The 19,181-nt window shown below is 51.3% G+C and carries 22 protein-coding genes and 1 pseudogene; 9 read left to right on the top strand and 14 right to left on the bottom strand.

All coding sequences use genetic code 11. From position 1 onward, the window contains the following. The first annotated feature begins 151 nt into the window (after positions 1-151). Positions 152-1,345 (top strand): redox-regulated ATPase YchF, encoded by a 1,194-nt coding sequence (locus TON_RS03430; protein WP_012571625.1) that lies wholly within the window; start codon positions 152-154, stop codon positions 1,343-1,345. On the opposite strand, the gene TON_RS03425 is transcribed toward TON_RS03430, so the two are convergent. The 5 genes and pseudogenes from TON_RS03425 to TON_RS03405 all read right to left on the bottom strand — a co-directional run bounded on the left by TON_RS03425 (position 1,332) and on the right by TON_RS03405 (position 4,295). Then, the gene (locus tag TON_RS03425; protein ID WP_187146217.1) at positions 1,332-2,285 is read right to left on the bottom strand and encodes an endo alpha-1,4 polygalactosaminidase; all 954 of its coding nucleotides are present in this window, start codon (positions 2,283-2,285) and stop codon (positions 1,332-1,334) included. The genes TON_RS03430 and TON_RS03425 overlap by 14 nt on opposite strands. Continuing rightward, positions 2,282-2,779, bottom strand: coding sequence for a class III signal peptide-containing protein (locus TON_RS03420; protein WP_274378399.1), 498 nt, complete (start codon positions 2,777-2,779; stop codon positions 2,282-2,284). Before TON_RS03420 ends, TON_RS03425 begins: the two co-directional genes overlap by 4 nt. Beyond that, a complete protein-coding gene (gene cyaB / locus TON_RS03415) occupies positions 2,757-3,278 on the bottom strand; it encodes a class IV adenylate cyclase (RefSeq protein ID WP_012571622.1) in 522 nt (173 codons plus the stop codon). Before cyaB ends, TON_RS03420 begins: the two co-directional genes overlap by 23 nt. Then, complete coding sequence (locus TON_RS03410; protein ID WP_012571621.1) at positions 3,279-3,761, bottom strand: Lrp/AsnC family transcriptional regulator; 483 nt, start codon at positions 3,759-3,761, stop codon at positions 3,279-3,281. 1 nt (position 3,762) lies between these two features. After that, positions 3,763-4,295, bottom strand: a pseudogene (locus tag TON_RS03405) (UbiX family flavin prenyltransferase). A 100-nt stretch (positions 4,296-4,395) separates the two neighbouring features. On the opposite strand from TON_RS03405, the gene TON_RS03400 reads away from it, so the two are divergent. Further along, on the top strand, positions 4,396-5,199 hold the full coding sequence (locus TON_RS03400) for a DNA integrity scanning protein DisA nucleotide-binding domain protein (RefSeq protein ID WP_012571619.1): 804 nt from the start codon (positions 4,396-4,398) through the stop codon (positions 5,197-5,199). Between the two features lie 151 nt (positions 5,200-5,350). Here TON_RS03400 and TON_RS03395 read toward each other — a convergent pair whose 3' ends face one another. From TON_RS03395 to TON_RS03380, 4 genes are all read right to left on the bottom strand, one after another. Beyond that, a complete protein-coding gene (locus TON_RS03395) occupies positions 5,351-6,592 on the bottom strand; it encodes a sugar phosphate nucleotidyltransferase (RefSeq protein ID WP_012571618.1) in 1,242 nt (413 codons plus the stop codon). An 87-nt stretch (positions 6,593-6,679) separates the two neighbouring features. After that, on the bottom strand, positions 6,680-6,934 hold the full coding sequence (locus TON_RS03390) for a DNA-binding protein (protein WP_012571617.1): 255 nt from the start codon (positions 6,932-6,934) through the stop codon (positions 6,680-6,682). A 10-nt stretch (positions 6,935-6,944) separates the two neighbouring features. Next, complete coding sequence (gene feoB / locus TON_RS03385; protein ID WP_012571616.1) at positions 6,945-8,921, bottom strand: ferrous iron transport protein B; 1,977 nt, start codon at positions 8,919-8,921, stop codon at positions 6,945-6,947. Between the two features lie 11 nt (positions 8,922-8,932). After that, positions 8,933-9,166: a FeoA family protein gene (locus tag TON_RS03380; RefSeq protein ID WP_238516350.1), complete on the bottom strand. Its 234-nt coding sequence runs from the start codon at positions 9,164-9,166 to the stop codon at positions 8,933-8,935. Positions 9,167-9,382: 216 nt separating this feature from the next. Here TON_RS03380 and TON_RS03375 point away from each other — a divergent pair, with 216 nt between their 5' ends. From TON_RS03375 to TON_RS03365, 3 genes are read left to right on the top strand one after another with little or no spacing between them, the layout of a single operon-like run. After that, positions 9,383-9,781 (top strand): DUF4870 domain-containing protein, encoded by a 399-nt coding sequence (locus TON_RS03375; protein ID WP_012571614.1) that lies wholly within the window; start codon positions 9,383-9,385, stop codon positions 9,779-9,781. Positions 9,782-9,818: 37 nt separating this feature from the next. Continuing rightward, positions 9,819-10,613 carry a DUF7411 family protein gene (locus tag TON_RS03370; protein ID WP_012571613.1) on the top strand — a complete coding sequence of 265 codons (795 nt, stop codon included), beginning with the start codon at positions 9,819-9,821 and terminating at the stop codon, positions 10,611-10,613. Continuing rightward, the gene (locus TON_RS03365; RefSeq protein ID WP_012571612.1) at positions 10,610-11,608 is read left to right on the top strand and encodes an AIR synthase family protein; all 999 of its coding nucleotides are present in this window, start codon (positions 10,610-10,612) and stop codon (positions 11,606-11,608) included. The genes TON_RS03370 and TON_RS03365 overlap by 4 nt, the downstream gene beginning before the upstream one ends. A 3-nt stretch (positions 11,609-11,611) precedes the next feature. Here the strand turns inward: TON_RS03365 and TON_RS03360 are convergent, their stop codons facing one another. Further along, complete coding sequence (locus TON_RS03360; protein WP_012571611.1) at positions 11,612-12,685, bottom strand: mRNA surveillance protein pelota; 1,074 nt, start codon at positions 12,683-12,685, stop codon at positions 11,612-11,614. Between the two features lie 64 nt (positions 12,686-12,749). Beyond that, positions 12,750-13,796, bottom strand: a complete 1,047-nt coding sequence (gene pepQ / locus TON_RS03355; protein ID WP_012571610.1) for a Xaa-Pro dipeptidase PepQ — start codon at positions 13,794-13,796, stop codon at positions 12,750-12,752. Positions 13,797-13,883: 87 nt separating this feature from the next. On the opposite strand from pepQ, the gene TON_RS03350 reads away from it, so the two are divergent. From TON_RS03350 to TON_RS03335, 4 genes are all read left to right on the top strand, one after another. After that, positions 13,884-14,540: an HAD family hydrolase gene (locus TON_RS03350; RefSeq protein WP_012571609.1), complete on the top strand. Its 657-nt coding sequence runs from the start codon at positions 13,884-13,886 to the stop codon at positions 14,538-14,540. Positions 14,541-14,588: 48 nt separating this feature from the next. After that, positions 14,589-14,855, top strand: coding sequence for a 50S ribosomal protein L35ae (locus TON_RS03345; protein ID WP_012571608.1), 267 nt, complete (start codon positions 14,589-14,591; stop codon positions 14,853-14,855). 32 nt (positions 14,856-14,887) lie between these two features. Then, positions 14,888-16,021, top strand: a complete 1,134-nt coding sequence (locus TON_RS03340; protein ID WP_012571607.1) for a tRNA (guanine(10)-N(2))-dimethyltransferase — start codon at positions 14,888-14,890, stop codon at positions 16,019-16,021. Between the two features lie 84 nt (positions 16,022-16,105). After that, a complete protein-coding gene (locus TON_RS03335) occupies positions 16,106-17,200 on the top strand; it encodes a VIT1/CCC1 transporter family protein (protein WP_012571606.1) in 1,095 nt (364 codons plus the stop codon). A gap of 30 nt (positions 17,201-17,230) precedes the next feature. Here the strand turns inward: TON_RS03335 and TON_RS03330 are convergent, their stop codons facing one another. From TON_RS03330 to TON_RS03320, 3 genes are all read right to left on the bottom strand, one after another. Beyond that, positions 17,231-18,598: an MATE family efflux transporter gene (locus TON_RS03330; protein WP_012571605.1), complete on the bottom strand. Its 1,368-nt coding sequence runs from the start codon at positions 18,596-18,598 to the stop codon at positions 17,231-17,233. 115 nt (positions 18,599-18,713) lie between these two features. After that, positions 18,714-18,902: a 50S ribosomal protein L37e gene (locus TON_RS03325; RefSeq protein WP_012571604.1), complete on the bottom strand. Its 189-nt coding sequence runs from the start codon at positions 18,900-18,902 to the stop codon at positions 18,714-18,716. 24 nt (positions 18,903-18,926) lie between these two features. Next, a complete protein-coding gene (locus TON_RS03320; RefSeq protein WP_012571603.1) occupies positions 18,927-19,163 on the bottom strand; it encodes an LSm family protein in 237 nt (78 codons plus the stop codon). Positions 19,164-19,181: the final 18 nt, after the last annotated feature.

Below are 19,181 nucleotides of genomic sequence, written 5' to 3'. Positions count from 1 at the left end.
CTCTCATAGTCGGAGTAGTCCTCGACGAGGGTGTAGATTTTCATAGGGATTCACCAAAAAAGATTAGGATGCTTGGAGAGTTATAGTTTTCGGAGTTGTAGCAGACCATAGCCCTTTAAAACCCCCTGACTAATTTACCTCGGTGGTGAGCATGGAGATAGGTGTCGTTGGCAAGCCAAACGTTGGAAAATCGACCTTCTTCTCGGCGGCAACCCTCGTTGACGTTCAAATTGCCAATTACCCTTTCACGACGATAGATGCCAACGTCGGCGTCACTTACGCGGTAGCGGAGCACCCCTGCAAGGAGCTCGGCTGTAAGCCAAACCCGCAGAACTACGAATACAAGGATGGCCTCGCACTCATCCCGATAAAGATGATCGACGTCGCCGGTCTCGTCCCCGGCGCCCACGAGGGCCGCGGTCTGGGCAACAAGTTCCTCGACGACCTCAGAATGGCCTCCGCGCTCATCCACGTCGTTGACGTTACGGGCAAGACCGATGCCGAGGGGCAGCCGACTGACTACCACGACCCGGTCGAGGACATAGAGTTCCTGGAGAAGGAGATAGACTACTGGATATACGGCATTCTCAGGAAGAACTGGGAAAAGTTTGCCAAGAGGATAAAGCTCCAGCACCTCAAATTGGCGCAGGCGATAGCTGACCAGCTGACGGGAATAGGCGTAAGCGAGGAAGATGCCTTTGAGGCAATCCACAGGCTCGGTCTGGACAACGATCCCACGAAATGGAGCGATAAGGATCTTTTGGCCTTCGTAAGGGAACTAAGGAAGGTGAACAAGCCGATTATCATCGCTGCCAACAAGGCCGATGCAGCTACCGATGAACATATTGAGAGGCTTATCAAGGAGGGCGAGAAGAGGGGATACATAGTTGTTCCGACTTCAGCGGCGGCTGAGCTCACCCTCAGAAAAGCCGCAAAGGCTGGCTTCATAGACTACGTCCCTGGCTCAAGCGACTTCAAGATCCTGAAGCCAATGAGCGCCAAGCAGGAAAAGGCTCTCCAGCTCATCAAGGAGAAAGTTCTCGACAGGTTTGGCTCTACCGGCGTGCAGGAAGTCATAAACAGGGCCGTCTTCGAGTTACTCCAGTTGGTTCCGGTTTACCCGGTCGAGGACGAGCACAAGCTCACAGACCAGTTCGGCAACGTTCTGCCGCACGTCCACTTACTACCCAAGGGCTCAACGCCGAGGGACTTAGCCTACAAAGTCCACACAGACCTCGGAAAGACCTTCCTCTACGCCGTCAACGCCAGAACCCACAGGCGTGTTGGAGAGGACTACGAGCTCGGGTTCAACGACATCATCAAGATTGTCGCTACCGCAAGATGAAACGACCAAGAATAATCAGCGGGAGGAAAATCACTGGCCCACAGACGGCCTCTTCATTTTCTTCACTGGACGTTTCTTGAGGTGTGCCTTTCCAGGTAGTCCTTGCGCCCTCCCTCTGACGCCCACACGGGTCAAAACCTATCCTCTGGAGGCTCAGGTCGGCGAGATAGACCTCGGAGATATTGTATTCCTCCGCGTGCATGCAGATTAATGCAGAGAACTCCCTCACCTGCGATTCGTTGGTTAGGTCAGCGTAGCTTAGGGCGAGTATTGAGACGTTTAGGGACTTAAGCTTTTGAATCTGGTCGAACTCCCATTGAAGTTCGCTCTCATCAAAAACCTCGTAGCGGTCGCTTGAGAAGTTGTAGTATGTCACGAAGTCCTCAAGGAGGAGGTAGTCAACGTAGGGCGCTATTTCCTTAGCTATCGAGAAGCCTCTGTTGGCGATTATTGTAATGTTGGGATAGCGCTCCCTAATGGCCCTCACGAGATTGACCATTGCGTCCTTTTTATCAGGATATAGATCAACGTAATCGAGGTTGTCGAGGAAGACTCCATCAAAGCCCTGGGAAAGGATATATGGAATCGCCTCTTCCAAAATTATACGCTCCCATTCAGGCGACGAAAAGTCCACTACTCCTTCATCCCAGTTCTGGTTTTCTCCTATTAGCAGGCCCTTCGGGAGGTTCTTTGCCCATGGTTCCCAGCCACCTATTGTCGCAAGGCTGACGTAGCCGACAGCGGTGTGGTTAGACGATAGCTTCGAAACGTAGGTCGAGTTTACGGTAGGTGAGAGGATTATTATGTCAAAGCTACCGAGCTCAGAGTACTCTGAGGGTCCTATCTGGCCGTAGTAGACCGTGAAGCTTGCTGAGACGCGTGTTGTAAAGATTGAAAAGCAGATTAAAGCTAGCAAAACGAAAAACCTGGCCCACTTCATCCCAGTCCCCTCTTCCAGAGTGTGAACTGCACCTGGCATGGAAACGCTTCCCTCGGAACTGGTGTCCAGTAGTTCGCCCAGTAATTGACCGGCTCGAGGGTACCTTCGTGTTTAATGGGGTCAAGGCCAGCGACGTTGTTGGTGGGGCCGAAACACACCAGCTGAACCTCTGCGCCCGTAAGGGGTTTTTCAAGAGCCCATATGCGGTAGTAAACCTTGTATGTACCATCGCCGCTGTCCTCAACCCATGCTTCAACCTTAAAGCTCTCCTGGTCCTCAACTTGGCTGGTCAGGCTTTCAGGATCCACTGTGAGTGCGGTTGAGTACGGTGCAGATATGCCGCTTATCGCGCGTACCACGACCAGGATTATCACCAGAGCGGCCACTATCATGAAGAGGTACTCGAGAGAACCTTGGCCCCTATTAACCCCCCATGGTACCCCCAGATAGTCTTTATGGGGTTTGAAGTATTTACATTTTGCCCCTGCTATCAACCTCGCGGAGGAGCTCCTGATACAGCCTTGGCTCAACGTCTTTTTCCGTTAATCCGAGCTTTTCTGCAATTTTCCATATCCGCTTTTTCGCGCCTTCAATGTCGTTGCTCATGACCTCTATATCAAGAAAAGCCCCCAGTCCCTCAACTTCGCTCAGCTCAAACGTTACATCATCGAGCTTATAAACCAGACGCCTTTTCCTAACCCATACGTCCTCTTTGAAGCCGAGACGTTTTAGAATCTCCCGGGTTTTTTCAAAATCCGAAACTTCAACTTCTATTTCGTCGAACTCCTCGTTCTTTCCGGGATCCTTTATCCTTTTGTACGTGAGGAAAGACTTTCCAAGGTTGGTTATCCGCCTAAGCCTAAGGAGCTCTGGAAGGGAAAGAGAAAAGTAGAGGTCTTCCTGAAGCTCTTCTCTGATGAATATGGCACCGAGAGATTCTATTGCGTCTTTGGTCTCATTAAATTCAACGCGAAACTTAACCTCTATCTCCATTTAGACCCCCACTAGGAACCCAACGAGTCCCTCGCCCTTGCTGAACTCGTCCAGCGTGAATACTTCGACTCGCTTGAGGGTCGGAAGGACTCTTATAGTCTCGTCCACAAAGCGGTTGAGCTTCTCGTGACTTTCTTCCCCTACCAACGCAATAACTCCATCCTTTCCACTCCTAGAAACTGCCAAGACGTTGGGAAGCATGGAAAGAGTTTTCATAATGTAATTAATATACCTCTCGAGGAAGTCTTCTATAATAGGGGTCTCGGCCTGAATGTAAACTATGGCGAGACTCTTCGGCTGGAGCTCTTTGCCAATGATTATAGTGTATTTATCAATGATGTTTCGCTCTTGTAGCTTTTTAATCCTAAAATGGATCGTGGATTCCGGCCTATTAAGCCTCTCGGCTATCTCGGATATTGTCAACCTTGCATCCTCCTTCAGAATGCGGAGGATTGCCCTATCAAGGTCATCAAGCTGGACCATATCAACTCCTCCACCGAGGGTATATCTCGTTCTCGATCCCAAGAAGATCTAGGATTTTCCAATTATAAAGTTTACCATTTCGTCCAAAGTTTTGGGTTTTGTGTAAAATCCTGGGGAAGCTGGCATAACGACTGCACCAGCTTGGGTGGCCAGCACCATATTTTGCAGATGTATCAAGTTTAAGGGGGTTTCCCTGACGAGTAGGATAAGTTTTCTGCGTTCCTTTAAAGCAACATCGGCTACCCTTGTTATCAGGTTGTCGGCGTAGCCATTGGCTATTGCGGAAAGAGTCTTCATCGAACAGGGGGCTATTACCACGGCATCGAAGCGGTTGGAGCCAGAAGCTATCGGCGCGAAGAGATTTTCCTCTCGGTAATCCGGCTTGAAATCTATTCCAAGCTCGTGCCTTATCACTGCCAGACCTGTTTTAGAAGCTACCGTCACAACATCATGCCCCAGCTCACGCAGAACTTCGATCAACCTCACACCATAGATTACACCACTTGCCCCGGTTATTGCAACCACGATCCTCATGTTTCACACCAAATGCCATATAGCACGCTTAGTTTTAACGTTTTCTGAAGACGGTAGATTTTTATACTACCCAAAGTCACTTCATTAATGGCTGGTTAATATGGGCAAGAGAATCCCCGAGATACTGATAAAAAGCGCGATCGATATCGTAAAAGAACTCGAAGGGAAATCGCTGGTGATACTCGAAGACGTTGAGCAGGGAAGAATTCCGGACATAGGAGTTACTGTTGTAATAGTGAGCTCTTCCTTTGACGTTGAGAACGAGAAGATCAAAAGAGTTTCAATTCCCCAGAATCTTGATCTGAACAACATTCTCAACTTAATCTCGGCATTTCTCCTTGAGCATGATATAGTTAAAGAGGGGGATTCTTTCGTTTACGTTACCAGCGAGCTGATCGGAATCAAAACTGTCAAGAAAAGCATCTCCGCCATGAGAGGCTTCTTTGCCCAGAACCAGAACGTCCTTCAGCGGTTGCTTGAGATAACCATCGAGCTGAGCATAGAAGGAAGGGAGGGCACACCTGTAGGAACGCTCTTCATAATCGGCGACACGAGGAACGTGCTGAAGCACTCCCACCAGATGATACCCAACCCCTTCAAGGGCCACAAGATAAACGTTCTTGACAGGGACAGCAAGGAGATCATTAAAGAATTTGCCCAGCTTGACGGGGCGTTCGTCGTAAGCAATACTGGGAGGATCATAGCGGCGGGAAGGTACATAGAGGTTGATCCCAGGGCCATAGACCTGATGCTCCCGCCGGGACTCGGCAGCAGGCACATAGCAGCTGCTGGAATAACGAAGCTGACTAAAGCCATCTCCATAAGCCTCTCCGAGAGCGGCACGATAAGAATATTCAAGAACGGCCTGATGCTCCTCGAGTACAACCCGAGAATTAGGTACTGAAGAAAACTTTGCTGGCGCAAAGTTTCATCGAAAGTTTTTGACATTTTTCTTCTTCAGGCATCGCCCTTCAGGGTGGGGAGGAGGTCAGTTTTGATTTCCTTCTTTCACGAGCATTTAAAGCTTGTCCTAAAGGTTCAAAAAGAGGAAAGGCTCAGAAGAGCCACTGGTTCTCGATACACTCGTCACAGGATGGTTTTTCTCCTGCTATGGCCTTGAATTTGGTGTAGATGCACTCGGGCAGTCCAAGCGGACAGCGCTCCGGCGTAACGCCGGGTCTGACCTTGGTTGGATCGAGCTTTATCTTGATGTAGGCTTCGTACTCCTCGACCTTTTTCCACGGGAGTACCTTCGCACCGTAGATGACGAGGTTGTCGTATATCTTGGCATAGTCACCGACGACGGCGTTCTCTTTGAGGAGGACGTTCCTGCTAATAACGACGCCTTCTCCAAGTATGGAGTCCTTTATCTCCGCCCTCTCCTTGACTATGTCGCTTCCTATCAGGATGGCCCTTTTGAGATATGCCTTGTCCTCGATTATGCTGTTCGGACCGATATACGTGTAGGCCTTTATCTTGGCGCCATGGCCTATCTTGACCCCTTCGTCGATGTAGACAGGTCCCTGAATCTCAACGTCCTCTGGAACCTCTGCACCTTCTTTGATGGTGTAGTAGCCATTCTGCTTAGTTATCTCGTCCATCGCTATTTGGTGGGCGTAGAAAAGATCATCTGGCGTTCCGAGGTCAATCCAGTAGTGCCCGCGTGGTATCTGGTGGGCATAAACCTCTCCCTGGGCGACAAACTTCGGAAGAACTTCCTTCTCAAAGTAGACCTCCTTGTTCTTTGGAATGGCATCAAGAACCTTTTTGTTCACCATGTATATTCCGGCATCGACGAGGTTAGTCTTCGGCCTCTTGGGCTTCTCTTCGAAGTGAACAATCTTGCCTTCTTCATCGACCTCAACGACACCGTACTTCTCGGGATCATAGACCTTGGTGACGGCAACAGTGATGAGGCTACCGTTCTTTCTGTGAGCCTCTATAAGCTCTTTGAAGTCAAAGTTCGTGAAGACATCACCGTAGATAACGAGGAAGTCCTCGCTCACGTAGTCCTCAACGTTCTTGAGCGCACCACCGGTTTCAAGCGGCATGGGATCGTTAACGAAGCGGATGTCTTTGGGATAATCGCTCATCTTCTCGTCGATGAACTCTCTTATCTCCCCCTTCATATAGTGAACCGAAAGAACAACTTCGTCGATTTCGGATATCTTCTCAAGGCTCTCCAGAAGGTACTGAAGGTTCGGCTTGCCAAGAACTGGAACCATCGGCTTTGGTCTGGTTGATGAAAGTGGCCTTAACCTAGTTCCAAAACCACCAGCAAGAATAACGGCTTTCATAGTATCACCATTTAACACTCCTGCTGGAAACTTATATATTTTACGGCCATTAAATATGTCCCACAATGAACGAAAAGGAGGAGGAGTTCATTTCTGTCCACTGAGATTTAATTCCGGAACGATGTATATCTGCCCCTTAAAGCGGAAACAGGAGCCGGGGCAGACACTCTTGAGAGGGCATGTTTCACAGGTCGAGCTTCCGAGTTCTACCCGTTCAATGTAGCCCAGAGTTTCCAGGATCTTCAGCGCCCCCTCAACTTCTTCCCGCGGGAGCGAGAGCCTCTCGGCTATCTCATCGAGGCTTTTCCCTTCCTTGATCAGCTCAAGGATTTGCTCAAGCATCTTTTTCACCTCAAAGACCCAGAGCCGTGCCGATTTGCCAGACTATTATTCCTACTATGGAAGCCAGCGCTATCATGTAAAAAACCGTAAATGCCGCCCACTTCCAGTTGCTCTCAGCCCTTATCGCACCGATTGTGGCGATACACGGGACGTAGAGGGTCGTAACAAGGGCCAGCACATACGCCTGAAGGGGTGTCATGACGCTCGCTATTACCTCCTCATTTCCGTAGATTATACCGTAAGTCGAGATGACGTTCTCCTTGGCGATTATACCGAAGAGCAGGCCTACCGCAGCCTTCCAGTCAAGGCCCATGAACTTCATGTAGGGCTCGAAAAAGGTGCCGAGCCTCTCAGCGTAGCTCTGGCCGGTGCCTATCTCGACGGGGTAGCTGCTGAGGTACCATATTGCTATCGATCCCAGGAGTATTATCGTTCCTGCCTTCTTGACGAACTCCTTGCTCCTCTCCCAGGAGTGGAGCAGTATCGTCTTCCATGAGGGCACAAGGTATTCTGGTAGCTCGATGATGAAGGGGCTTTCTTCCCCTTTGATTATGAACCTGCTGATGACCCATGCCGTGAGGAGCGCGAGGAGTATGGCAGTGGCGTAAATGCTGACTGCCACGAGGGCCCGCCTCTCGATAAAGAAGGCCCCTGCGAGGAAGCTTATGACGCTCAGCCTCGCGCTGCACGGGATTAATGGGTTTACAAGCATCGTAACGAGTCTGTCCCTCTCATCGTCAAGGGTTCTGGTGGCCATCACTGCGGGAACGTTGCAGCCGAAGGCGAGGACCATGGGTATGAAGCTCTTCCCGGGGAGGCCGAACTTGCGCATTATTCTCTCCATCACGACGGCGGCCCTGGCCATGTAGCCGACGTCCTCGAGCAGGGACATGGCAAGGAACAGGAGGAACACCAGCGGGAAGAAGCTTAGAACCGAGCCGACTCCGGCAATGATTCCATCAACAACCAAACCGCGGAGGATCTCGCTAGCTATTTGGGGGGCTAGCCACTCTCCAAAGTTCGAGAAAGCCCCATCAAGCAGTTCCTGAAGGGGCATTCCAAAGGTGAAGACGAACTTAAAGACAAGGTAGAACACTCCAAAGAGTGCCAAGAGGCCGTAAACTGGATGCGTCAGAATCCGGTCGAGTTGGTCGCTGAAGGTCTCTCCTTGCTCATGGGAATACCTCACGAACCTGTGCATGAGTCCATCTATGAACTCATACTTCTGGCTGGCTATTATGAGATCCATCGCGCGCTTATACCGCTCTTCGACTTCCTCTATGTGAGTCATTATCTCGTCGAGCTTCTCCTTTCCAAGGTGCCTGAGGATGAGCTTTATTACTCCGTCGTCCCTCTGGAGGAGCTTTATGGCGAGCCATCGGAGGCTGTACTTTTCTGCCAGGGGAGTATTTCTGAGGGCCGCGGTTATGTGTTCGATTTCCCTTTCGACTTCTGGGTCATAGGTCGGGATGACGGGGTGAGCCTTCAGCTTGCCGTTCGCCATCTGGTATATCCTTTCCTTGAGCTCCTCAATACCGATGCCCTCCTTCGCGTTAAGTGGGACGATAGGAACGCCAAGGACTTCCTCCATCCTCTTAACGTTTATCTCGATGCCTCTCTTCTCAGCGAGGTCTGTCTTATTGAGCGCTATGATCACGTTGTCAAGGCTCATTTCGAGTATCTCCATCGTGAGAAAGAGGTTTCTCATTAGGGCCGTCGCATCCACGACGTTCACAACAACATCCGCGCTCCCCTTGAGGAGAAAATCTCTCGCCACGAGCTCGTCAACAGAATGAGCGGTAAGAGAATAAGTTCCCGGGAGATCTACCACGAGAAACTTCTGCCCCCTGTACTCCAGGATTCCCTCCTTCTTTTCAACGGTAACTCCCGGCCAGTTGCCGACGTGCTGGCGCATGCCGGTCAAGGCGTTGAAAATAGTGGTCTTCCCAACATTAGGATTTCCGGTCAGAGCAATGACCTTCATCATGGAGAACCACCTCAGAGCTTTCTGACCATGACTTTGGCGGCTAATCCGTTACCAATGGCAAACTTTACTCCTCCAACGGAGATAATCATTGGGCCCATTGAGTGCGATTCGATGATTTGAACCGTGGTTCCAGGTGTAAGCCCCATAGAAACCAGTCTCTGTCTTGCATAGGACCCAGCCACTATGTTAACCACGATTCCCCCTTCTCCGGGTCTTAGGGTGTTTAAGGGTACAATCATGAGCATCACCGTTAGGTTATCCTAATTCTATTTTGGGTATGTAGATAGCCTTAAAAAGCTTTGGTGGGCCTAACAAAGCCCGATGGTTCGAAATCAGAAAACTGTTGGTTTAGATGTAGGCTTACGTAAGATTTCTTCTTTGGAGCCTATGTTAAAACTTTGGAAAGATATTTAAGGAATTAAAGAGAATACAATTAATTGAATTTCGGAGGTGTGTTGTCTATGGAGGAGATTCCACCCGAAGAACCCAAAAAGAAGACTTCTCTGGGCATGGAGGAGAACGTTGAGGCTTTGCTGGCGTATGTGCTCGGATGGCTCACTGGCATACTCTTTCTGGTGCTAGAGAAGGAAAGTGATTTTGTCCGTTTCCATGCTATGCAGTCAACGATTACGTTCATAGGTCTCACCATTATCTGGATAGTTCTGTGGATACTAGGTGCAATTCTGAGTATCATTGCTGGACCACTAGGACTTCTCTTCACATTACTGGGTATGTTGGTGTGGTTGGCGTGGCTTGTCTTTTTGATACTTGGAATACTTAAGGCTTACCAGGGTGAGTACTACAAGTTCCCGATCTTCGGCAATCTCGCCGAGAAGTGGGTCGGCAAGATTAACATCTGAGGCTTAGATTTTTAAGCCTCTTTCAGTATTTTTCCCCATGATTGAGAGTGTCGTTAATGAAATACGGGAGTTCTCTAAACGAAGCGGGCTTTATGAGAAACGGATTCTTGTCCTATTCTCCGGGGGAAAGGACAGCAGCTTGGCCCTCTACCTGCTCAATGAAGCAGGTCTCAACGTTTCAGCCCTCACATTCTTCCACCGCTGGAGCTGGAGGGAAACGCTCAACTGGGCCATGAAATTTACGAAAAAGCTCGGCGTTGAACACTACCTTGTGGACGTAACTGATGGTCTTCTCCGTGAGACAGCTGGCAGAAAGGGTCCCATATGTATCAACTGCAAGAAAGTGATGCTTTGGAACGCCAAGTGGTTTGCCATCAACAACGGCTTTGATGTTTTGGCTAAAGGTGATAACGCCAACGACAAGATAATTGGCGCCCTGCTCGACCAGTGCAGGACGGATATACGGCTCTGCGGCCTCCCGAGAATTGGCATCCCATTTTTCAGGCCATTGATTAAGTACACCGCCGAGGAAGTTGAAGCTCTTGCGGAAGAGGCCAGAATAAGGCCATACCGCATGTATGAACACGCCCGCAGAAGGCAGTGGCGCGAGGGCTGTCCGTTGCAGTACATAGACCGTGAGGAAATTGTAACTCCCAAGCTCATGGATTTGGCTTATAGAGTAAACTACGAGATAAGTAAGCTCGCGAGGAGAAAAAAGGTTCGCATGAGCGTCCGCGTTCCGAGCTTCGAAATCATGTGCTGGGACTGCGATGAAGAAACCCTAAGGGATGCACAGGAAATAATCGCGAAGTTCCGGAGGGTTGAGGGGTGAGACTCCCACCCGGAAAGTTAAGGAATGATGTTCTGAGAGAAGTTGTCTTTCCAAACATTGGAATTGAGGATGTTCGGGTTATTTACGGCCCGCGGGAAGGGTTCGACTCGGCAGTCCTCGAATACGACCACGAGCACTACTTAATCGTCGCCACAGACCCGACACTTGGCGTGCCCGAAGAAACCTTCGGATTCTTCACCTACCATTTTGCAGCGAGTGATGTTGCAGTTTTTGGTGCAAGACCAAGGTGGCTGATAGTTGATCTGCTCTTTCCCCCTGGGACCGAGAGAAGTTTCCTGGAGAACATCATGAGAAGCCTAAACACCGAGTGCCGCAAGTATGGAAGCTCCATAATTGGTGGCCACACTGGGGCTTACCCAACTATAGCAGAGCCCACTTCAACGACCACCGCGATGGGTCTGGTGAGAAAAGACGAACTAAAGCTCCCGCTGGCGGAGCCGGGCGATAAAATAATCGTTACCGCCAAGATCGGCCTCGAGTTTGCCGTTTCTGCCGCGTATTTTCGGGAGGAGGAGCTAAGGAAGTTTCTAACATTCAAGGAGATCGAGAGGCTTAAGAGGCTTTTCACATTTGAGACTGCCCTTCCTGACGCCCTGATTGCGAGGCCGTTCGTCAGGGGCATGCACGATGCCACCGAAGGCGGCCTAACAGCGCTCCACGAGATAGCTGAGAATTCGGGGGTTGGGTTCAGGGTCTATGCGGATAGGCTCTACCTCGACCCTCTGGTAAGGAAGGTGCTTGAGTTCTACGGCCTTGAGCCGTGGAGCGTTTCCTCAACGGGAACGCTGATAGCCATAACGCCGCCAGAGAAAGCTGATGCTTTAATTACAGAATTAAATAAAAATGGAATTATGGCATTTGAGCTCGGGGAGTTCACGGAGGAAAAAGAACGGGTTCTTGTGAAAGGAGGGAAAGAAAAGACCTTCCCGACTTTTGAAAGGGACCCCTACACAGAGCTGTACGGAGAGGGGTAGAGCTCATTTCACTCTAAACCTCAGCAGAGCCGCCAGGCCTCCAAGGGCTTTCAGCTTCTCCCCTCCTTCATGCTCTGAGCTGACGATGACGACCTCACCGCGAGAGTATCTAACAGCGTCCATTAGTTCCTCGATCTTCTCTCTCATCTCCCCCTTGAGCAGTTCGTCGAGAACCAGGAGCGTCTCAACCGCGCCGTAGTTCGCTGCTTCCTCGACTTCCCTGAGGCCATAGGCAACTAGGCCGTTGTTCTTCGCTATGTTCTCGAGCACCTTTTCAATGAGCTGGACTTCTTTCGCAACGCGGTTCTCGTGGTAGACCCTATCGACGGTTCCACGTTTGATAACCTCGTAGATGCCCGTTCTGCCGGTCACGCTCGTGTCCTCGATGACGACCTTCTTGACCAGCTCTGGATAGTTCTCTCGGAGGAACTTGTAGAAGTCTTCCTTGACGAAACCAGGGCCGGCAACTATGGCCTTCTCGACCTTCTCACGGTTCATTATCTCCTCCATGGTCTTTGCCACATCGTGGAAGAACCTCTTCTCCTCGGCTTCCCTGTCCGTGTTGTAACGCTTTCCGCCGAGGTTGTGCCTTATGCTCGTGAGTATTTCCACGCCATATTCCCTCACCAGCGCCATGTCGGCCTCGCCATCATCGATAACGACTATCATGACCCTGGCGCGCTTGGAGGCGCTGACCGCTTCCCTCAAGCGCTCGATGTGATGCTCCTTCCAGCGTGGCTTCTGGATTGTGACTACCGTGCCCTCCTCGATGGCTATGGTGTGGTACTTCCCGAGGGGAACGTCCTCCCTGCTCGCGTAGACTATCGGCCCGGTAACGCGTACCTGGTTGGCGAACTTGTGGAAGTTTATCTTCTCCGCCCTAACTCCAAGGAAGACTGGGATAACCTCGACCTTCTCCGCTCTCAGGGAGTCGCTCCTCTGGCTCTGCTTTCTGAGCGTTTTGGCGTAAACGACGTCTCCCTCGTCGATGATGTGGTAGAGGTGCCAGAGATCATCGAGAGTCTCTGCCTTGACCTTCACCTTGCCCTCCTTGGGATCCTCGTGGATTATCTGCACCTTCTCACCCCCTGAAAAAATAGGTATCGGGCTTTAAAAAGTTGTGAGAGAAATGGGGAAGGAGTCAGATGAGCTCCCTCTCAGTCTTGGTAAGCCTCTTTGCGCCGTTCTCGGTTATGAGAACGGTGTCCTCTATGCGAACTCCACCGAACTTGGGAATGTATATACCGGGCTCGATAGTTATTACCATGCCCGGCTTGAGCTCTGTGTCGTCCTGCTGGCTCACACGAGGCCACTCGTGGATTTCAAGGCCTACGCCGTGGCCGGTGGAGTGGATGAAGTTGTCGCCGTAGCCGTACTCGGCTATGATATTCCTGACAATGGTGTCAAGCTCTTTGGCCGTTATTCCAGGCCTTGCTGCCTCCACACCCTTCTTCTGGGCCTCAAGGACTATTTCGTAGATCTCCTTCTGCTTCTCGTTCGGGGAGCCAACAACAATGGTTCTGGTCATATCGGAATGGTAGTGTCTGTAAAGGGCGCCCTCGTCGATAACGACCAGCTCGCCGCGCTCTATCCTTTTGTCGCTGGCAACGCCGTGGGGCAGAGCAGAGCGCCAGCCGCTGGCTATTATAGTGTCGAAGGCTGGCTTTTCCGCGCCGTTCATCTTCATGACGTACTCCATCTCCGCGGCTATTTCCCTTTCACGCTTGCCCTCACTTATCTCTTCCAGCGCCGCCATCATGGCCATATCGGCTATCTTGCAGGCAGCTTCAATGACCTCTATCTCTTCCTTTGTCTTAATGATTCTGAGCTCCTTGATGACCTCATCGAGAACGTCGAAGTCCTCAACACCGGCCTTTTCCCTGAGGGCCTGAACCATTGAAAAGCTCGTTCTGCCTTCAATGCCGAGCTTTCTTAGTTTGAAGCTTTTCAGCCTCTCGTACAGCCCCTTTCCAGCCTTGAACTTTTCAACGGGGACCTTTGAAGTCTCCTTCGCCTCCTCATACTCGAGCTCTGGAACGAGAAACACGCTCTCGTCTGGGGTAACAACGAGATAGCCACCAAGGACGGGTGAGCTTCCGGTAAAGTAGAAGAGGTTCTCCCTTCTCGTTATTAGAGCGGCGTCAAGACCCTTCTCTGAGATGTACTCCTGGAGTCTCTCGATTCTCATCACAACCACCAGACGTGATGATGGGCTTCATTAATAAAATCCTTTCGGGAAGAAAGCGTTATAACTCCGTAGGTGATACCCTCAATCATGGTAGTTTACCTCTTTGACTTCGATGGGACGCTCGTTGACAGCACGGGTGCCGTTGAGAAGGCTCTCACGATAGCTATAGAGAAAACCATTCCCGCCGTGATAGAGAGCGACCTCTATGACGAGTACTACAAGGCACTTTTCCTTTTCATCAAGGGCAAGCTGACCTACCAGTACCTTGGCGTCATCCACGAGCTGGTGGCCCAGGGAACGATACACGAGTACTACAAGCTGATGCCGAAGTACATTAAGGACTTCCCCTTCGCGAAGGAGGTAATCAGAACGCTGAGAAAGCGCGGAAGGCGCGTTATAAGCTTCTCTGGCGAGCACACTTATCCAGGCGGAAAGGTCATCTTCATGAAGAAGACGAACTGGTACGACGAGTTCGATGAGGTTATAACATTTAAGGGTACGAAGGACATGCTCCAGAAGTTCGAGACCCTCAGGGCGCTCTATCCTGATGAGCCATTCGTGTGGGTTGATGACAGCCCGGGAAGGTTCACCTACATCCTCGATGATAACACACTCCTCGTCCAGAAGGCCTCTCCCTACAAGAGCGACGTGGCTCTGCTCTTCGAGAGGCAGAACTTCGTCAAAATCAAGGACATTAGGGAGATACTTGATATAGATGATGGGCTCGCCGGGTTTGAAGGATAAAGCTTAAAAGTTCCCTCCAGTGAACCCCCTTCGGTGGAGGTGAGGGCGATGCCACGTGGAAAGGCCATCGTCCTTGCCTACGCCGGTACCCACGAACACCAGGACAACCACCACATGATTCTCAAGCCGCTCGGCGTTGACGGAAGGGAGCAGGCTGCCAGGCTCATCGGCAGGAAGGTCGTCTGGAGGACGCCGACCGGAAAGAAGATGGTTGGAAAGATTCTCAAACCTCACGGCAACCGCGGTGAGGTCAAGGCCTACTTCAAGCCAGGCCTTCCCGGACAGGCCCTCGGCGACTACGTCGAAATCCTTTAAACCCCCCAACCTTTTCTTTCTCTGGTGAGATGATGGAGCTAAAGGAAGTGAGGGAAGGTCTCGCGAGGATTTTGGTTCCAAAGGCCGAGAGGATTTACGATGCGCCAGTCTTCTACAATCCCCTTATGGCTCTGAACAGAGACATAAGCGTTCTTGCTCTGAAGGCTCTCGGCTCCAGGCGCGTTCTTGATGCGCTCTCTGCGACAGGGATAAGAGGCATCCGCTACGCCCTCGAAACCCCTGCTGGGGAGATATGGCTCAACGACATAAATCCCAATGCGTTCAGGCTTATAGTCGATAACGTGAAACTGAACTTCTCCGGAGAGCTCGAAATCGAAGGGAAGATGGCCGTTCTCGAGGGAGAAAAAACGTTGGTTGTAACCAACGCCGACGCTAACAGGCTGATGAACGAGCAGTTTAGATACTTCGACTTCGTTGACTTGGACCCATTCGGCTCGCCGATGGAGTTCCTTGATTCGGCTCTTAGAGCCGTAAAAAGGCGCGGCGTTTTGGCTATCACTGCGACCGACACTGGAGTCCTCTGCGGAGCCTACAGGAACGCTTGCCTGCGCAAATACCTTGCAGAGCCCATAAGGGGCGAGCTCTGCCATGAGGCAGGCCTTAGGATCCTCATTGGGACCCTCGTCAGGTACGCTGCCAAATACGACCTCGGCGTTGAGGTTCTTCTGGCCTACTACCGTGACCACTACTTCAGGGCCTTCCTCCAGCTGAGGAACGGAGCAAAGACGGCAGATAAAAGCATGAAGCAGCTTGGCTACCTTTACCAAGACGAGAGCGGAAAGTTCGAGTTTGAAAACACCTTCCTCCCATCGAAAGCCACCGCCCATGGGCCGCTGTGGCTTGGCCCGCTGAAGAACCAGGAGTTCGTCGAGGAGCTTCATAGGCTGAGTGCTGAACATCCACTCGGAAGTAAAAAAACACAGAAATTCTTGGGACTCTTAAAAGACGAGCTTGAAGTCCCATTTTTCTACGACACCCACGCGGTAGCGAGGAGGCACGGGCTTGAGGTCAGGAAGCTCGCTGGAGTCATCGAGATACTCTACGAGAAGGGCTATAAGGCAACGAGGACGCACTTCTCGCCGACGGCCCTTAAAACGGACGCACCATTTGAAGAGGTGCTTGAGGCGCTGAGGGAACTTCAGTGATTTCATATTGAAGAACGATCGGAATTCCTCAACCTTCCGATAGGCATTTTAACTTTTCTTCGGATTTCTTACGGAGGTGGGCAAATGGACGAGATGCTTAAACTCGCGAAGGAGTTCTACAAGGACGAGTATGCAGACTCGGTTCTCTACGCCCAGCTGGCAAAGATAGAGAAGGACGACGAAATAAGGAAGGAGTTTCTCAGGCTCTCGAACATAGAATCAAAGCACGCTAAGTTCTGGTATGATTTCATAACACAGCACGGCGGAGAAGTCCCGAAGCCAAGCGTTAAGAGGCTCACCATCTGGAGCGTCAAGCTGCTCCGGAAGATACTCGGTCCTGGCTCGGTCGCTTCCCTCCTTGAGATGGGCGAGAACAGTGCAATTCAGAAGTACTTCAGGTACCTCACGACTTACGCTGACCGCTTTACTCCCGAAGAGATGGAGCAAATAAAAGAGGTCATTCTCGACGAGCTGGAGCACGAGAAGTTCTTCTATGAGAGCAAGCAGCGCTTCCACGTCGAAAACACGCGCGACTTAGTTCTTGGCATGAACGATGGTCTCGTTGAGATCCTTGGTGCTGTAACAGGTCTCTCCGCGGTCTACCCCAACAATCCCCAGCTCGTCGGAATAAGTGGTCTCATCGTCGGCGTTGCTGGGGCACTCTCGATGGCGATAGGAACCTTTGTCTCGGTCCGTTCCCAGAGGCAGATTAAGGAGGCAATTCGGGACAGGATGGAGGTTCTCTTCCGGGTTTCTCCTGAGAAGGCCATGGAAGAGCTCATTGATAAACTCACCGAAGGCGGCATGCCCGAGGAAGTTGCCAAAGAAGTTGCCAAGGAACTCGCTAACAACAGCGAAGCCATCATGAAGCTTCTCATTCCAGAGGCAGAGGAAAACGAGATAAGGGCGGCGCTCTACACTGGAATATCCTATCTGTTAGGCGTTGCATTCCCGGTCACGCCGTACTTCCTCGCTTCAAGCTCCCTAACGGCTCTGCCGTTCTCAATACTCTTGGCCGGTTCTGCCCTGGCGATAGTGGCAACCATCATATCGCTCCTATCAGGAATCTCGATAAGGAAGAAGGTCGCCGAGATGGTTGCAACGGGTCTCGGTGCAGCGTTCCTGAGCTACCTCTTCGGAAGGCTGATGGAGGCAGTGTTCCACGTTTCGGCACTTTAAACTTCCTTCTCTTTGGATTTTCTCAGGCAATCACACCTTCACGTACTTCCACTTTCCACGCTTGAACACCAACCAGAAGAGTGCCGCTGTTGTGAAGGTCTCAAGGCTCATGGCTATCCACGCCGCTATAACGCCGAGGCCTTCAAAGTGGAACGAACCTATTGTGAAGCCAAAACCGAGCAGATAGGCTGGGACTATCCTGAAGAGCAGCTTGCTCACCGCGGTTATGTACATAGGACTCCTGGTGTCTCCCGCTCCCCTCAGGGCACCTCCGAGGACGAAGAGCCAGCCAAGGGGTATCTCGCTTATACCGACGATTATTAGATATATTGCCGCGAGGCGGAGGACTTCCTCGTAGTTCGGGTCGCTCGTGCTTATGAAGGGCATAACCAGATAGCGCGGGAAGACTATGAGGATTACCGCCATCGTCGTCATGAAGAGGCTGACCATCTTAATTGCCTCGTAGACGGTCTTTTCAGCTTTATCTGGTTTTCCTTCACCGAGACTCTGGCCAACTAAAGCGGCCGTGGCCACGTTGAAGCCAAAGGCTGGCATGTAGGCTATGCTCTCCACCCTAAGGCCGACCTGGTGTGCGGCCAAAGCGATGGTTCCAAAGCGCGTCACTATGCTCATGTAGAGGAAGTTGTAGAAGCTGAATAGGCCACGCTCCACCATCGTGGGGATGCCTATGCGGAGGATTCTCCTTGCCATTTCTACATGGAACGACCAGCTAGGCCTGAACCGGAGCACCAGTTTTCCGCTCCAGAGGAGGTAGAGCCCGATGAGGAAAGACGTCGTTATGCCGATTCCGGAAGCCCACGCCGCTCCGACCGGACCGAGCTTTGGAAAACCGAACTCTCCGAAGATGAGCAGGTAATCGAGGATCGCGTTGACAATGTTCATGAGTATTCCAAGCTTCATAGGCGTTTTTGTGTCGCCAGCACCCCTCAGAGCCGAAAATGCCGTGAATCCCGCGAACCTTATGGGGTAGAAGGCAAAGAGCACCTTTATGTACTCGTAGCCGAGCTCAACGACATTATCGCTCGCGCCCATTATCCTGAGTATGTCATCGCCGAAGAACCAGCCGAAGAGCATCACGGGGATTCCAAGGAGAAAAGACAGGTAAATACTCTGCTCCAGAGCTAAAGTCGCGTTCTCTGCGTTCCTTGCCCCAACGAAACGCGCTACAAGGGCAAGAGTTCCTGTCGCAACCGCTGCCATAATCGGCATCATGAACCAGCTGACCTGTCCACCGAGGCCAACTGCGGCCAGGGCAAGCGCCCCGAGCTGGCCGACCATCATCATGTCAACTAAGTTGAGGAGGGTCTGGGATATGTTGCCCATGATGGCCGGCCAGGCAAGCTTCCATAGCCTTCGCTGATCCTCATTCAACATCATTAAGACGTCCCTCTAAACGGTAAAACTAATATAGGAACTTAAAAGGATTGTGGTCTATAGTATGATTTGTTATACGCACTGAGAAGAGACCGAACTAAAGGAAAGAGAAAAAAGTTCAGAGGAGGTTCCTCTTCTTCTTCCACTTGTGGGACCAGCTGTACTTCCTCATGCGCCTGCTCCTGCCGAAGCCGCACGAGGCGCAGTAGCCTTTCTTTATGTTGTATGACCTCTTACCGCATCTGCGGCACTTGATGTGAGTGGGAGTATGGTTTCTCCTGCCCTTCGGCGCGGTTCCGCTTCCCATGGTATCACCCCGCTAAACTCAAGCTCACTCAACACCAACATCAACCGGGGAAATTGCCAGGACGTTGTCTCCCCTGATAACAATTTTACCGTACTTCTTAACGACCTCGCCGTCCTGGATCATCTCGGCACCGGCGAGGACGATGTTCAGGTGAATGTCGTAACCGATGAGCTTGCCTCTGAACTCGAACCCCTTCTTCAGGATGACGAGCACGTCCTTATCGAGGGACCTGTGGATAACGTCGAGTGGTCTTTCCGCCATTTTCACGCACCTCCCAAA

The sequence above is a fragment of the Thermococcus onnurineus NA1 genome (assembly GCF_000018365.1).
GTDB classification, from domain to species: Archaea; Methanobacteriota_B; Thermococci; order Thermococcales; family Thermococcaceae; genus Thermococcus; species Thermococcus onnurineus.
Note: the sequence above shows the minus strand (reverse complement) of the source record. Positions and strands in the feature narration are given on the sequence as shown.